The sequence below is a fragment of the Streptomyces sp. NPDC031225 genome (assembly GCF_055570355.1).
In genome coordinates this window covers 59,500-72,344 of record NZ_JBVIHJ010000020.1, presented here as the reverse complement: position 1 = coordinate 72,344, position 12,845 = coordinate 59,500, and the positions used below count along the sequence as shown (strand labels likewise).

The following is a 12,845-nucleotide window of genomic DNA, read 5'->3' as shown; positions in this document are numbered from 1 at the left end:
CGGCGTCGGGTTTTCTCGCCCCCGCCGCCCCTACCCGTCCCGTCCTTCAGGGGGCTCCGCCCCCTGGACCCCCGCTCCTCAAACGCCGGAGGGGCTGAGTGCGGCGGAGGGGCTGAGTGGCTGCGGGGAGTGGCTGAGCGGCTGTAGGACGCTCCAAAGGCGTACACGCGTGTGCCGGGTGATCACGCTATTTCCCGTGCTCTGCAGTGTGCGGCACGATGGACGTATGGCACCCACCAACGACCATCCCGGCGAGCAGGCCGGGCACGATCCCGTCAAGCTGATCGCGATCCGTGAGACCCCGCTCTCCCTCGACGAGGTCTTCCGCGCCGTCGGGGACGAAGCCGCCGGGGGTACCGCCCTGTTCGTGGGGACCGTGCGCAATCACGACGGCGGAGCCGACGTCGATCAGCTCGGCTATTCGTGCCACCCCAGTGCCGAGGCCGAGATGCGGCGGATCGCCGAGAAGGTGGTCGCCGAGTATCCGGTGCGGGCGCTGGCGGCGGTGCACCGGGTCGGGGACCTCGCGGTCGGGGATCTCGCCGTCGTCGTCGCCGTTTCCTGTCCTCATCGGGGGGAGGCCTTCGAGGCCTGCCGGAAACTGATCGACGATCTCAAGCACGAGGTGCCGATCTGGAAGCACCAGACGTTTTCTGACGGTACGGAGGAATGGGTCGGCGCCTGCTGAACCCTTCCTTCACCCTTCCGGTTGCGTAACCGCACCCCTGGCGTGAGCGTTGTCAGTGCGGACGGTTAATCTGCTGATCTGTCAGTTTTTCGCGGTTGCTCACAGTGGGGTCGGGAGGTCGGCATGGGGGCGCTCGTCTGGTTGTTGATTCCGTTCGTGGCAGCGGTTGCCGCCGGGCTCTGGGGGAGTTGGGCCAACCGCACCCGCAGGGTGCGCAGCGACGGCCCCGAGCTCGACGGATACGCCCGGTTCCGTGCCGCCATGGAGAAGTCGCACTCCGGCACCTGACCGTCCGGTGACAGCCTGCCCCCGGCTGCGGCGCCCTGACGATGGTCCGACAGGAGCGTCCCGTACTGTCGTGCCATGCCACGCCGCACCGCGACGATGCTCGCCTCCACCCTGATGCTGATCGCGCTCCTGTGCGCGGGATTCCTCATCAAAGTGCCGTATGCCGAGATGTCACCCGGCCCCACGGTGAACACCCTCGGGGACCACGGCGGCGAGCCGGTGCTCCAGATCGCGGGGCGCAAGACGTATCCGACGACCGGTCACCTGAACATGACGACCGTCCGGGTCACCAGCGCCGACTTCAGGATGAGTCTCGTCGAGGCCGTCTACGGCTGGCTCGCGCACGACAGCAAGGTCGTGCCGCACGACACCCTCTACCCGGACGGCAAGACCGAGGAGCAGTCGACCCAGGAGAACGCCGAGGAGTTCAGCCAGTCCCAGGAGAGCGCCAAGGTCGCCGCCCTCAAGGAGCTGCACGTCCCGGTTCGGTCCTGGGTGATCGTCTCGACCGTCGTCAAGGACTCCCCGGCCGAGGGCAAGCTGCACGCCGGTGACGTGATCAAGGCCGTCGACGGTACGACGGTGAAGGCGCCGGACGACGTCGCGAAGCTGGTGACGAAGCACAAGCCCGGCGAGAAGGTCGTCTTCACGGTCGTGCCCGCCAAGGAGCAGGCCGCCGCCGAGAAGAAGAACAAGACGGCGACCAGGACCGAGAAGGTCACGATCACGACGAGGACCTCCGACGACGACGGCGAGAAGCGGGCCATCGTCGGGATCGCCGCCGGGACCGACCACACCTTCCCGTTCACCATCGACATCAAGCTCGCCGACGTCGGCGGCCCCAGCGCCGGTCTGATGTTCGCGCTCGGCATCTACGACAAGCTCACCCCGGGCAGCCTGACCGGCGGAAAGTTCGTCGCCGGCACCGGGACGATCGACGACGACGGCAAGGTCGGCCCGATCGGCGGCATCGAGATGAAGACGGTCGGCGCGCGCGACAAGGGCGCCCAGTACTTCCTGACGCCCGCCGACAACTGCGCGGCCGCCGCCAAGGACACCCCCGGCGGGCTCACCCTGGTCAAGGTGAGCACCATCGACGACGCCCTGGGCGCGCTCAAGGACCTTCGTGAGGGCAAGACGTCCGACCTGCCGAAGTGCACGACCAAGGGCTGACCACGCACGCGTGCACACGACCGGGGGCGCCCTTCGCACAGAAGGCCGCCCCCGTCGTCGTATCGGCGAACCCGGGAGCCGCGACCGCCGCGGCCGGGCTCAGTCCTCGAACGTCGCCGACAGTGCCTCCGCGAGGCCCGGGACCAGCGCGCCGCCCGTGAGGACCTCCGTCGGGGAGTCCTTCTCGCGCAGGCGAAGGGCCGAGTCGCGGGTGCCGTTGCGCAGGACCCCGACCGTCATGCGGACCTCCTGGCGGTCCGGGTGCTCGGCGACCCACTTCGCCAACCGGGCCTCGCTCAGCCCCTGCGGGACGGACGTCTCGGCGGACGGCGGCAGCATCAGGCGCTCCACGGTGAGCGCGCAGCCGACCACCGCGTCGGGCCAGGCGATGGTGCCGAGGAACTCGTCGAGCGGCTTGCCGGCGGGAATCTCGTCCTGCTCGACCGGGGTCAGAGCCAAGGACTCCTGCACTTCCTCCAGACCGAGCTGGCTCGCGAGAGCGGGTTCCTGGGTACGCAGCCGGGCGGTGTCTACGAGGGCGAAGAGACGGGCTGGCTGGTCCCAGCCGAGGCCGGAGACGTACTCGTCGATCTCGAGTACGGCCCGGGTGAGCGGGCTCGCCGCCATGGGAGTGTTGGACATGGTCACAATCCTGCCTCGTTAGTCACCGGAATCGGGAACCGAGTAAACGGTGAGTAAGTTGCATAGGTGTGGGCCCGCGATCACGGGGGGCCACCCCGGGCCCGCGAACACGAGGGTCTGACGGATCGACAGCGAACTTCGAGGTGCGCACCTTGGCTTTCCAGATGCCGGACCGCGGCGGAGGCCCCACGGGGCCGCGGATGAGAGTGGGCCGCCCGTCCCGGCGCGTCCGGACCCTGCTCATGACGCTGGGCGTGCTTGCCGTACTCGGCATGGCGTTCACCATGTTCGCGGGTTTCTGGACGGACTGGCTCTGGTACCGCTCGGTGAACTACTCGTCCGTGTTCACCACCACCCTGTGGACGAAGATCGGGTTGTTCTTCGTCTTCGGTCTGCTGATGGCCCTCGCGGTCGGCTTCAACATCTGGCTGGCCCACCGTCTGCGCCCGCCGTTGAGCGCCATGTCGATGGAGCAGCAGAACCTCGACCGCTACCGGATGGGCATCGCGCCGTACAAGAGGTGGCTGCTGCTCGGGATCACCGCCCTGGTGGGCCTGATCGCGGGTGCCTCGGCGTCCAGCCAGTGGCGGACCTGGCTGATGTGGGTCAACGGCGTGTCGTTCGGGCAGAAGGACCCGCAGTTCCACCTCGACATCTCCTTCTACACCTTCGACCTGCCCTGGTACCGGTTCCTGCTGGGCTTCGGCTTCGCCGCCGCGATCCTCTCGGTGATCGCCGCCGCGCTCACCCACTACCTGTACGGCGGCCTCAGGGTCACCTCGCCGGGCGCGCGCGCCACCGCCGCCGCGACCGGACACCTCTCGGTGCTGCTCGGTGTCTTCGTCGCCCTGAAGGCGGTCGCCTACTGGCTCGACCGGTACGGCCTCGCCGTGAAGTCCAGCGACTTCAAGGCGACCGACAGCTGGACCGGCCTCAGGTACGTCGACGCGAACGCCTATCTGCCGGCCAAGACGATCCTGTTCTGCATCGCCGTCATCTGCGCGCTGCTGTTCTTCGCCACCCTGTGGCGGCGCACCTGGCAGCTGCCCGTGATCGGCTTCGGCCTGATGGTGCTCTCGGCGATCCTCATCGGCGGGCTCTACCCGGCGATCGTCCAGAAGTTCCAGGTCCAGCCGAACGAGCAGGCCAAGGAAGCGCCGTACGTCGAGAAGAACCTCAAGGCGACGCGTGCGGCCTACGGCATCGACGACGCCTCGGTGACGGAGTACTCCGGCAAGGCCACCACCACGGACAAGACCAAGCTGCGCGACGACGTCGACGCCACGGCGAGCATCCGGGTCGTGGACCCCAACGTCGTCTCCCCGACGTTCCAGCAGCTCCAGCAGATGCGGAACTACTACGCGTTCCCGACCAACCTGGACGTCGACCGTTACGGCAAGGACGACAAGAACGCCGGGGGCCAGGACACGGTCATCGGTCTGCGCGAGCTGAACCTCGCCGGCATTCCGAAGAACAACTGGATCAACGACCACTTCCGCTACACCCACGGATACGGTGTCGTCGCCGCGAAGGGCACCGAGGCCGACTCCGAGGGCCGCCCGGTCTTCACCGAGTCCAACCTGCCCTCGCAGGGCGACCTCGGGACGTACCAGCAGCGGGTGTACTACGGCGAGAAGACCACCGAGTACTCGATCGTCGGCGGTCCCCAGAAGGAGATCGACTACTCCGACGACGACGGTGAGAAGACCTACAGCTACAAGGCCAAGAGCGGGGTCAACCTCTCCAACCCGGTCAACCGGGCCGCGTACGCGGTGGCGTTCAACGAGCCGCAGATCCTCTACTCGGGAGCGATCGGCGAGGGCTCGCGCATCCTGTACAACCGCACGCCCAAGCAGCGCGTCGAGGCGGTCGCACCCTGGCTGACCATCGACGGCGACGCCTACCCGGCGGTGGTGCAGGGCAAGATCCAGTGGATCGTCGACGCGTACACGACGACCAACGGCTACCCGTACTCCTCCCGTACGACCCTCGGTGACACGACGGCCGACTCGCTGACCGCGACCAACAACTCGCGCGCGGTGGTGGCCCAGCAGAACCAGGTCAACTACATCCGCAACTCGGTGAAGGCGACCGTCGACGCGTACACCGGACAGGTCAAGCTCTACCAGTGGGACACCAAGGACCCGGTCCTCAAGACCTGGATGAAGGCGTTCCCGGGCACGGTGGAGCCCAAGAAGGACATCTCCAGCGACCTCATGGACCATCTGCGGTACCCGCAGGACCTGTTCAAGGTCCAGCGTGAACTGCTGGCGCGCTACCACGTGGAGGACGCGGACACCTTCCTCAGTGGCAGCGAGGTGTGGCAGGTGCCGGACGACCCGACCAACAAGTCGGGCGACGCGGTGCCGCCGTACTACCTGAGCATGAAGATGCCCGACCAGTCGGCGCAGGCGTTCTCGCTCACGACGACGTTCACGCCCAACGGCCGGGACAGCCTCAGCGCGTTCATGACGGTCGACGCCGAGGCGGGCACCACCGACTACGGCAAGATCAGAATCCTGAAACTGCCGACCAACACCACGGTCAACGGGCCCAAACAGGTGCAGAGCCAGTTCAACTCCGAACAGGACATCGCCGAGACCATCAGCCTCCTCAACAGAGGCGATTCCAACGTGGAGTACGGCAATCTCCTGACGGTGCCGCTCGACGGAGGACTGCTCTACGTGGAGCCGGTCTACGTGCGCGGTGGTGGGCTCAAGTACCCGCTGCTGCGGAAGGTGTTGGTGACCTACGGAGGCAACACCGCCTTCGAGGACACCCTCGACGAGGCCCTCGACAAGGTCTTCGGAGCGGACGGTTCGACCACCCCGCCACCGGAGGACGACGGCGGGGGGACCACCACTCCGCCGCCGACATCCAGCAACCCGACGGTCCAACAGGCGCTGGTCGACGCCCAGAAGGCCTTCGACGCCGGCCAGGAGGCACTGAAGAAGGGTGACTGGGAGGCCTACGGCCGGGCCCAGGACGATCTGCAGGACGCGCTCCAGCGGGCCGAGGACGCGCAGGCCGCGGCGGACAAGAGCGGCGGCAGCAGCGCGAAGCCCAGCAGCAGCGCGAAACCCAGCAGCAGTCCGAGTCCGAGCAGCAGCCCCAGCGGCTGATCAAGAGCCCACCTCGCGCCGTGATACGGTTGGAACACAACGGCGCGGGGTGGAGCAGCTCGGTAGCTCGCTGGGCTCATAACCCAGAGGTCGCAGGTTCAAATCCTGTCCCCGCTACTGAAAACGAAGGCCCGGATCCTCTAGAGGATCCGGGCCTTCGTGATGTGCGAACGCATGTACCGACCTGCGCAACGGCCGTGCCGCCCCGTGGGAGTTGGCGAACGGTGTTTGACTTGTCTCTCTGTGGGCATGTCGACAAAACGCTGAAGTGACCTTCCTGGCTGCGGTATACCAGGTGTACCCAGGTTGCAGGGGGTGCGACGATGGACGTTATGGGGGACAAGGCAACTCTGTTGGAGACAGGGCGTTTTGTGCAGCCTGCCGATTTTTCGGAGTCGACGGGCGACTTGTCGCAGCCCATGGACCGGGACGAAACCGGTGAGGCTGCCGAGGAGGCACGCCATCGCCTCGCTGCGGCGAGCGGTGACGCCGAGGCGATGAGCGTCCTCGGCGCCCTGCTGCTGCGCCGCGGCGACCTCGACGGAGCCGAGCCGCATCTGCGTGCCGCCACCGCCGCCGGCGACCGTGCCGCCGCAAACAACCTCGGCGTGCTGCTGCACCAGCGTGGCTACGCCGACGAGGCCGCGGGCTGGTGGCGGATCGCCGCCGTCGCCGGATCCGCCGCGGCCGCGCACGCACTGGGGCGCCACCACCGTGAGCGGGGCGACGAGCCCGCCGCCGAGTACTGGCTGCGCCAGTCCGCCGAGCAGGGGCACGCGCTGGGCGCCTACGCGCTCGCCGACCTGCTGGAGCACCGGGGGGACGCGGGCGCCGCACCGTGGATGCGGACCGCGGCCGAGCGGGGGCACCGGGAGGCGGCCTACCGGCTGGCCCGTTCGCTCGATCGCCGGCTGGCGCCCGAGGACGACATCGGGGATGACAGCGGTGCCGGCGACGAGGCCGAGCAGTGGTACCGCCAGGCCGCCGCGCGCGGGCACCGGAGGGCCGCGCTGCACCTCGGGGCGATCCTGGAGAGGCGCGGTCAGCTCAGGGAGGCCGGGCGCTGGTATCTGACGTCCGCCAAGGACGGCGAGGCGCGGGCCGCCTGCGCCCTCGGCTTCCTGCTGCGGGACGCGGGGGACACCGAGAGTGCCGCCGTGTGGTGGCTGCGGGCCGCCCAGGACGGGGACGGCAACGCGGCCAACGCCCTGGGCGCGCTGCACGCCGAGCGCGGGGAGCAGCAGACCGCCGAGCGCTGGTACCGGGCGGCGATGGACGCCGGCGACGACAACGGCGCGTACAACCTCGCGCTCCTCTGTGTCGAACAGGGCCGGACCGCACAGGCCGAGCAGTGGTACCGGCGTGCGGCGTACGCGGGGCACCGGGAGGCGGCCAACGCGCTCGCCATCCTGCTGTTGCAGGGCGGGGACACGGCGGGCGCGGAGCCCTGGTTCTCCAAGGCCGCCGAGGCCGGGAGCGTGGACGCCGCGTTCAACCTGGGCATCCTGTTCGCCGGGCGGGGCGAGGAGGCCGTCGCGCTGCGGTGGTACGAGCGTGCCGCCGCCGCGGGCCACACCGAGGCGGCGCTCCAGGTGGGCATCGCCCGGCTGCGGGACGGCGACGAGCCCGCCGCCGAGCGGCATCTGCGGTGTGCTGCCGGGGGTGGCAGCGCGGAGGCCGCGTACCGGCTGGCGACCGTGCTCGACGCGCGGCGGCCGCCGGTGCCCGCACACTCGCTCGGCGAGTCCGTGCACGAGAAGAGCGAGTGCGAGGAGTGGTACGAGCGGGCGGCCTCCCAGGGGCACCGGCGGGCCCAGGTGCGGGTGGGCATGCTCGCTGCCGCCCGGGGCGATGTCGTGGAGGCGGCTCGGTGGTACCGGGAGGCCGCCGAGGCCGGTTCCCGAAACGGGGCGTTCAACCTGGGGCTGCTGCTGGCCCGGGAGGGGAGTGAGCCGGAGGCCGCCGTGTGGTGGGCTCGGGCGGCCGATGCGGGGCACGGGCGGGCGGCGTTGCGCCTCGCCCTCGTCTACGCGCGTCGGGGTGAGCTGGCCGAGGGGCAGCGGTGGGCCGACCGGGCGGTGGCGCTGGGGCCGGCGGAGGTCTCCGAGCGGGCTGCCCGGCTGCGGGACGCGCTGCGGGAGGAACTGTCCGCGTAGCGCTCCGCGGAGGCCGTGGCAGGGCGTGTGGCGGCTGCGGGCCGGTCGCGCCCGCACATTGACACAGTCCCGCGCCCCTTCGGGGCTCGGGGGCAGCTGAGCGATTTGCCTCTGGCCTCACCCTTCACGTAACGTTGCATTCATCGCCGCGGGGTGGAGCAGCTCGGTAGCTCGCTGGGCTCATAACCCAGAGGTCGCAGGTTCAAATCCTGTCCCCGCTACTGAAGGCCGAGGGCCGGAATCCGATCAAGGATTCCGGCCCTCGGTGTTTTCACGACCGGTGACCGACCGCCTCCGCGTACAGCGCGCGGGTCAGGCCGGTGGCGTGGAGTGTGGCGTGGGGATGTTCCGCGCTGGGTTCGGGGTGCGGATCTCTCACGGTTGCTCCTTGCGGAGTGCGGTACGGAGAGGGGTGGCCGCACGACGATGTGACGGGCCGTCAGATGCAGGGAGCCCGCGGACCGCACGAATGCCTGTACGCAGCACGAAGCCCCGGCACCTGTGCGGTGCCGGGGCTTCGGACGTCGGAGCTTACGCCGCCGAGCAGTTCGGGCAGACGCCCCGGTACGTCACCTCGACGCCCGAGACGGCGAAGCCGAAACGCTCCGAGTCGGGGAGGTCGGCCAGCGGGTTGCCGATGGGGTGGACGTCCCGGATGGCGCCGCACTGGGCGCAGACCAGGTGGTGGTGCGGCCGGTGGGCGTTCGGGTCGTACCTCTTGGCACGCTTGTCGGTCGCGACCTCGAGGACCTCACCGAGCGTCACCAGCTCGCCCAGCGTGTTGTAGACGGTCGCCCGGGAGATCTCGGGCAGCTTGGCCACGGCACGCGCGTGGACCTCGTCGGCCGTCAGGTGGACGTGTTCGCCGTCGAGGACCTCGGCCACGACGCGCCGCTGCGCGGTCATCCGCCAGCCGCGGCCGCGCAGTCGTTCCAGAAGGTCGCTCATGCGTCCCAGCCTAACAGCTGGTGACCAGAATCCGAATGGGTGTGAGTTTGGACTGCTGATCGAACTGGATTGAGTCCAGATTAGGAGCGGGCCGGTACGCGCTGCCCTTCCGGTGCCCAGCAGCGGATGATGTCGCGCACCGAGACGATGCCCGCGGGCTCGCCCTGGTCGAGGACGATGAGGTGCCGGAAGCCGCCGTGCGTCATCGCCTGCGCGGCCTCCTCCAGGGTCCACGCCGGGGTGGCGAAGACGACGTCGGTGGTGGTGTGGGCGTGGGCGTACTCCGTGTCCGGACTCTGGCCCAGGCCGACGGAGTTGAGGATGTCGCGCTCGGTCAGAATGCCGATGCCGATGCCGTCGGGATCGAGGACGACTGCCGCGCCGACCCGGCGGGCGGACATCAGGGCGGCGGCTTGGCGCAGGGTGTGGGCGGGGCCGATGGTGAGGACCACCGTGCTCATGGCGTCGAGGACGAGCATGGTTTCTCGGTCACCTCCTGGGAGCCAATGAAGTAATTCATTGGTTCACAAGTTCACAAATGGGGGTCCCCTCAGAGTCGCAGGTAAAGCGAGGGTCAACAAGAGGGCGCGCGACGCCGATTGAGGGCGTGCGCGCTCATCTGGGCTCCCCGGGTCCGGCACCTCCGGTCCGACTCCGCGGGGCCGGCGCTAGTGACGCTCGTTGAGATAGCCCAGGAACTCGTCGTGCAGGATGCCGTTGGAGGCGGCCGCGTTGCCGCTGTGCGGGCCGGGGCGGCCGTCGAGGCCGGTGAAGGTGCCGCCGGCCTCCGTCACGACGATCGCGTTCGCGGCCATGTCCCAGAGGGAGAGCTCCGGTTCGGCGCAGATGTCGATCGAGCCCTCGGCGACCATCATGTACGGCCAGAAGTCGCCGTACGCGCGCGTGCGCCAGACCTCGCGGGTCAGGTCCAGGAAGCCGTTCAGGCGCCCCCGGTCCTCCCAGCCGGTGAGGGAGGAGTACGCGAAGGAGGCGTCCGTGAGCTTGCCGACCTGGGAGACGCGCAGGCGGGAGGCGGTGGAGAGGCTGCGGCCTGTGTAGGCGCCGTACCCCTTCGCGGCCCACCAGCGACGGCCGAGGGCGGGGGCGGAGACGACGCCGACGACGGGCTGGTAGCCGCCCTCCGACGCCTCCGTCAGGGAGATCAGGGTGGCCCAGACGGGCACGCCGCGTACGTAGTTCTTGGTGCCGTCGATGGGGTCGATGACCCAGCGGCGGGGACCGGTGCCCTGGACGCCGTACTCCTCGCCGAGGATCGCGTCGCGGGGACGGGCGCGCTGGAGGTGGCCGCGGATGAGTTCCTCGGCGTCCTTGTCGGCTTCGCTGACCGGTGTCATGTCCGGTTTCGTCTCGACCTTGAGGTCCAGCGCCTTGAAGCGGTCCATGGTGAGTGCGTCGGCCGCGTCCGCGAGGACGTGGGCGAGGCGGAGGTCGTCGAGGTAGTCCGGCATGTGGCGAACGGTATCTGTCGTTGTCCGTACGGTGCTATAGGGGCCGGAGTGTGGACGCTGACGCTGGGTGCCGGGTCGGGGTGTCGGCTGGGGTGCCGGCTTGTGCGGTCCGGTGGCCGCGGGTTCGTCGTGGTCGGCGCCGCCGGGCCGCCCGTGAATGACCGACGCGCGCCCCCGATGCCCTCGCGGACCCTTGACAGTGCCCTCGTGCGCGTCAAATCTGTGCGCAGAGCTGCTTGCTCCCTGGGAGGCGACGATGCCTGCTGCGCGGGAATCCCTGTTGGACGCTGCCTATGCGGCGTTGGCGCGTCGGCCGTGGTCCGCCGTGCGGATGGTGGATGTCGCGGCGGCGGCCGGAGTGTCCCGGCAGACGCTGTACAACGAGTTCGGGAGCAAGGAGGGCCTGGCCCGCGCTCTCGTCAGGAGAGAGGCCGACGGGTATCTCGTCGGAGTCGAACGGGCGCTGACCACGCACGGGGACGCGCGGGAGAGGCTGACCGCGACCGCCGAGTGGACCGCGTCCTCGGCCCGGGAGAACGCGCTCGTGCGGGCCATGCTCACCGGCTGCTGGAGCGAGCGGCTTCCGACGCCGACGCTGTCCGCCGTGCCCTCCTCCTCCGCGGTACCGGCACAGCGCCGGGCCGACGGGCCGCTGCCGTCGCCCGGCGACTTCGTGGCGCTGGTCCGCGACCGCGCGGTGACGGTTCTCGCCGGGCCCCATGTGCAGAAGTCGGACGTCGTCGACCTCGCCCGCTCCTGCGAACTGGCCGTCCGGCTCGCCCTGTCCTGCGTCGCGGCCCCACCGGGCGAGGGAGGGGTCGTGGACCTGGTCCGCAGTGTGCTGCACCGGCAGCCGGTGTGAGACCCGGCCGGGCCGGGACCCGCGGCGTGCCTAGTGCTGCGAGCCCGACAGCTGGAGACCGATCACGCCGATGATCACCAGGCTGATCGAGACGATCTTCAGGGTCGAGACCAGGTCGTCGAAGAAGATCATTCCGTAGATCGCGGTTCCCGCCGCGCCGATACCGGTCCACACGGCGTACGCGGGACCCACGTCCAGCTTCTTCAGCGACAGGGTCAGCAGACCGAAGCTGCCGAGCGCGAAGATGCAGAACGCGACCGTCGGCCACAGCCGGGTGAAACCGTGAGAGAGCTTCAGGCACACGGCGAAACCGGTCTCCAGCAACCCGGCCACCACCACCAGCAGCCACGCCATGTGCTGTCCTCCCGTATGTCCGGCTCGGTGCGATTATGCACTTACCGAACTCGACTGCAGCCAAACAACGCGGAGGTCAGTCCTCCTGCCCCCGCAGTCCCCCTCCCCCGCAGTCCCCCTCCCCCTCAGTCCCCCTCCGTCCGCTCCCGTGTCGAGAGCAGCCGCCGCAGGGAGTAGAGCCGGGCCGGGTCGGCGTGGCCCGCCGCCACCCAGGCGTCCAGCGCGCAGTCCGGCTCGTCATGACTGCACGCGCGCGGACAGCCCTCGGTTCCCGGTTCCAGGTCCGGGAACGCCTGGATCACCCGGGACGGATCCACGTGGTGCAGTCCGAACGACCGCAGGCCCGGGGTGTCGATCACCCACCCGTCGTCGCCCGCAAGGGGCAGCGCGAGTGCCGACGTCGTGGTGTGGCGGCCGCGGCCGGTCACCGCGTTGACATGACCCGTCACCCGGCGACGGTCCTCGGGCACCAGCGCGTTCACGAGAGTCGTCTTGCCCACGCCCGAGTGGCCGACGAACGCCGTGATCCTGCCGTCGAGTTCCTCGCGCACCCGGTTCACCGCCTCGCCGTTCTCCAGCTCCTCGCGGCTGGTGACGACGTAGGGGATGTCCAGGTGGCCGTACAGCTCCAGCAGCTTGTCGGGCTGGGCCAGGTCAGACTTGGTCAGGACCAGGAGGGGGGTCAGGCCGCCGTCGAACGCCGCGACCAGGCAGCGGTCGATGAGCCTGGGGCGGGGTTCCGGGTCGGCGAGGGCCGTGACGATGGCGAGCTGGTCGGCGTTGGCGACCACCACGCGCTCGTAGGGATCGTCGTCGTCGGCCGTACGGCGCAGGACCGACGTCCGCTCCTTGATGCGGACGATCCGCGCGAGGGTGTCCTTCTGGCCGGAGAGGTCGCCGACGATCGCCACCCGGTCGCCGACCACGGCGGCCTTGCGGCCCAGTTCGCGGGCCTTCATCGCCATCACGATCCGGTCGTCGACCAGACAGGTCAGGCGGCCCCGGTCGACGGTGAGGACCATGCCCCAGGTCGCGTCCTCGTGCTTGGGACGGATATGGGTGCGCGGCCGGTTGCCCTTGCGGTTCGGGCGGCTGCGGATGTCGTCCTCGTCGGTGTTCTTGCCGTAACGGCGCATCTCCCTG

The 12,845-nt window shown here is 69.7% G+C and carries 12 protein-coding genes and 2 tRNA genes; 8 read left to right on the top strand and 6 right to left on the bottom strand.

Annotated features, from left to right (window positions below; genetic code table 11):
- The first annotated feature begins 226 nt into the window (after positions 1–226).
- The 3 genes from ACZ48Z_RS30360 to ACZ48Z_RS30350 all read left to right on the top strand — a co-directional run bounded on the left by ACZ48Z_RS30360 (position 227) and on the right by ACZ48Z_RS30350 (position 2,149).
- A complete protein-coding gene (locus ACZ48Z_RS30360; RefSeq protein ID WP_468739072.1) occupies positions 227–688 on the top strand; it encodes a molybdenum cofactor biosynthesis protein MoaE in 462 nt (153 codons plus the stop codon).
- 123 nt (positions 689–811) lie between these two features.
- A complete protein-coding gene (locus ACZ48Z_RS30355) occupies positions 812–976 on the top strand; it encodes a hypothetical protein (RefSeq protein WP_468739071.1) in 165 nt (54 codons plus the stop codon).
- Between the two features lie 75 nt (positions 977–1,051).
- Positions 1,052–2,149 (top strand): YlbL family protein, encoded by a 1,098-nt coding sequence (locus tag ACZ48Z_RS30350; protein ID WP_468739070.1) that lies wholly within the window; start codon positions 1,052–1,054, stop codon positions 2,147–2,149.
- Between the two features lie 99 nt (positions 2,150–2,248).
- Here ACZ48Z_RS30350 and ACZ48Z_RS30345 read toward each other — a convergent pair whose 3' ends face one another.
- Positions 2,249–2,791, bottom strand: coding sequence for a PPA1309 family protein (locus ACZ48Z_RS30345; RefSeq protein WP_468739069.1), 543 nt, complete (start codon positions 2,789–2,791; stop codon positions 2,249–2,251).
- A gap of 200 nt (positions 2,792–2,991) precedes the next feature.
- On the opposite strand from ACZ48Z_RS30345, the gene ACZ48Z_RS30340 reads away from it, so the two are divergent.
- From ACZ48Z_RS30340 to ACZ48Z_RS30325, 4 genes are all read left to right on the top strand, one after another.
- The gene (locus ACZ48Z_RS30340) at positions 2,992–5,913 is read left to right on the top strand and encodes a UPF0182 family membrane protein (RefSeq protein WP_468739068.1); all 2,922 of its coding nucleotides are present in this window, start codon (positions 2,992–2,994) and stop codon (positions 5,911–5,913) included.
- Positions 5,914–5,956: 43 nt separating this feature from the next.
- A tRNA-Met gene (locus ACZ48Z_RS30335) sits at positions 5,957–6,030 on the top strand.
- Between the two features lie 206 nt (positions 6,031–6,236).
- Positions 6,237–8,069 (top strand): tetratricopeptide repeat protein, encoded by a 1,833-nt coding sequence (locus ACZ48Z_RS30330; protein ID WP_468739067.1) that lies wholly within the window; start codon positions 6,237–6,239, stop codon positions 8,067–8,069.
- A gap of 147 nt (positions 8,070–8,216) precedes the next feature.
- Positions 8,217–8,290: transfer RNA gene (locus ACZ48Z_RS30325), tRNA-Met, on the top strand.
- 310 nt (positions 8,291–8,600) lie between these two features.
- Here ACZ48Z_RS30325 and ACZ48Z_RS30320 read toward each other — a convergent pair.
- The 3 genes from ACZ48Z_RS30320 to hisN all read right to left on the bottom strand — a co-directional run bounded on the left by ACZ48Z_RS30320 (position 8,601) and on the right by hisN (position 10,486).
- A complete protein-coding gene (locus ACZ48Z_RS30320; protein ID WP_389095494.1) occupies positions 8,601–9,017 on the bottom strand; it encodes a Fur family transcriptional regulator in 417 nt (138 codons plus the stop codon).
- An 80-nt stretch (positions 9,018–9,097) separates the two neighbouring features.
- Complete coding sequence (locus tag ACZ48Z_RS30315) at positions 9,098–9,496, bottom strand: CBS domain-containing protein (protein WP_468739066.1); 399 nt, start codon at positions 9,494–9,496, stop codon at positions 9,098–9,100.
- 189 nt (positions 9,497–9,685) lie between these two features.
- The gene (gene hisN / locus ACZ48Z_RS30310; RefSeq protein WP_468739065.1) at positions 9,686–10,486 is read right to left on the bottom strand and encodes a histidinol-phosphatase; all 801 of its coding nucleotides are present in this window, start codon (positions 10,484–10,486) and stop codon (positions 9,686–9,688) included.
- Between the two features lie 256 nt (positions 10,487–10,742).
- Here hisN and ACZ48Z_RS30305 point away from each other — a divergent pair, with 256 nt between their 5' ends.
- Complete coding sequence (locus ACZ48Z_RS30305) at positions 10,743–11,348, top strand: TetR/AcrR family transcriptional regulator (protein WP_468739064.1); 606 nt, start codon at positions 10,743–10,745, stop codon at positions 11,346–11,348.
- A gap of 30 nt (positions 11,349–11,378) precedes the next feature.
- Here ACZ48Z_RS30305 and ACZ48Z_RS30300 read toward each other — a convergent pair whose 3' ends face one another.
- Positions 11,379–11,702 (bottom strand): DMT family transporter, encoded by a 324-nt coding sequence (locus ACZ48Z_RS30300; protein ID WP_389095489.1) that lies wholly within the window; start codon positions 11,700–11,702, stop codon positions 11,379–11,381.
- Between the two features lie 125 nt (positions 11,703–11,827).
- Positions 11,828–12,838: a ribosome small subunit-dependent GTPase A gene (rsgA, locus tag ACZ48Z_RS30295; RefSeq protein ID WP_468739063.1), complete on the bottom strand. Its 1,011-nt coding sequence runs from the start codon at positions 12,836–12,838 to the stop codon at positions 11,828–11,830.
- Positions 12,839–12,845 lie beyond the last annotated feature (7 nt).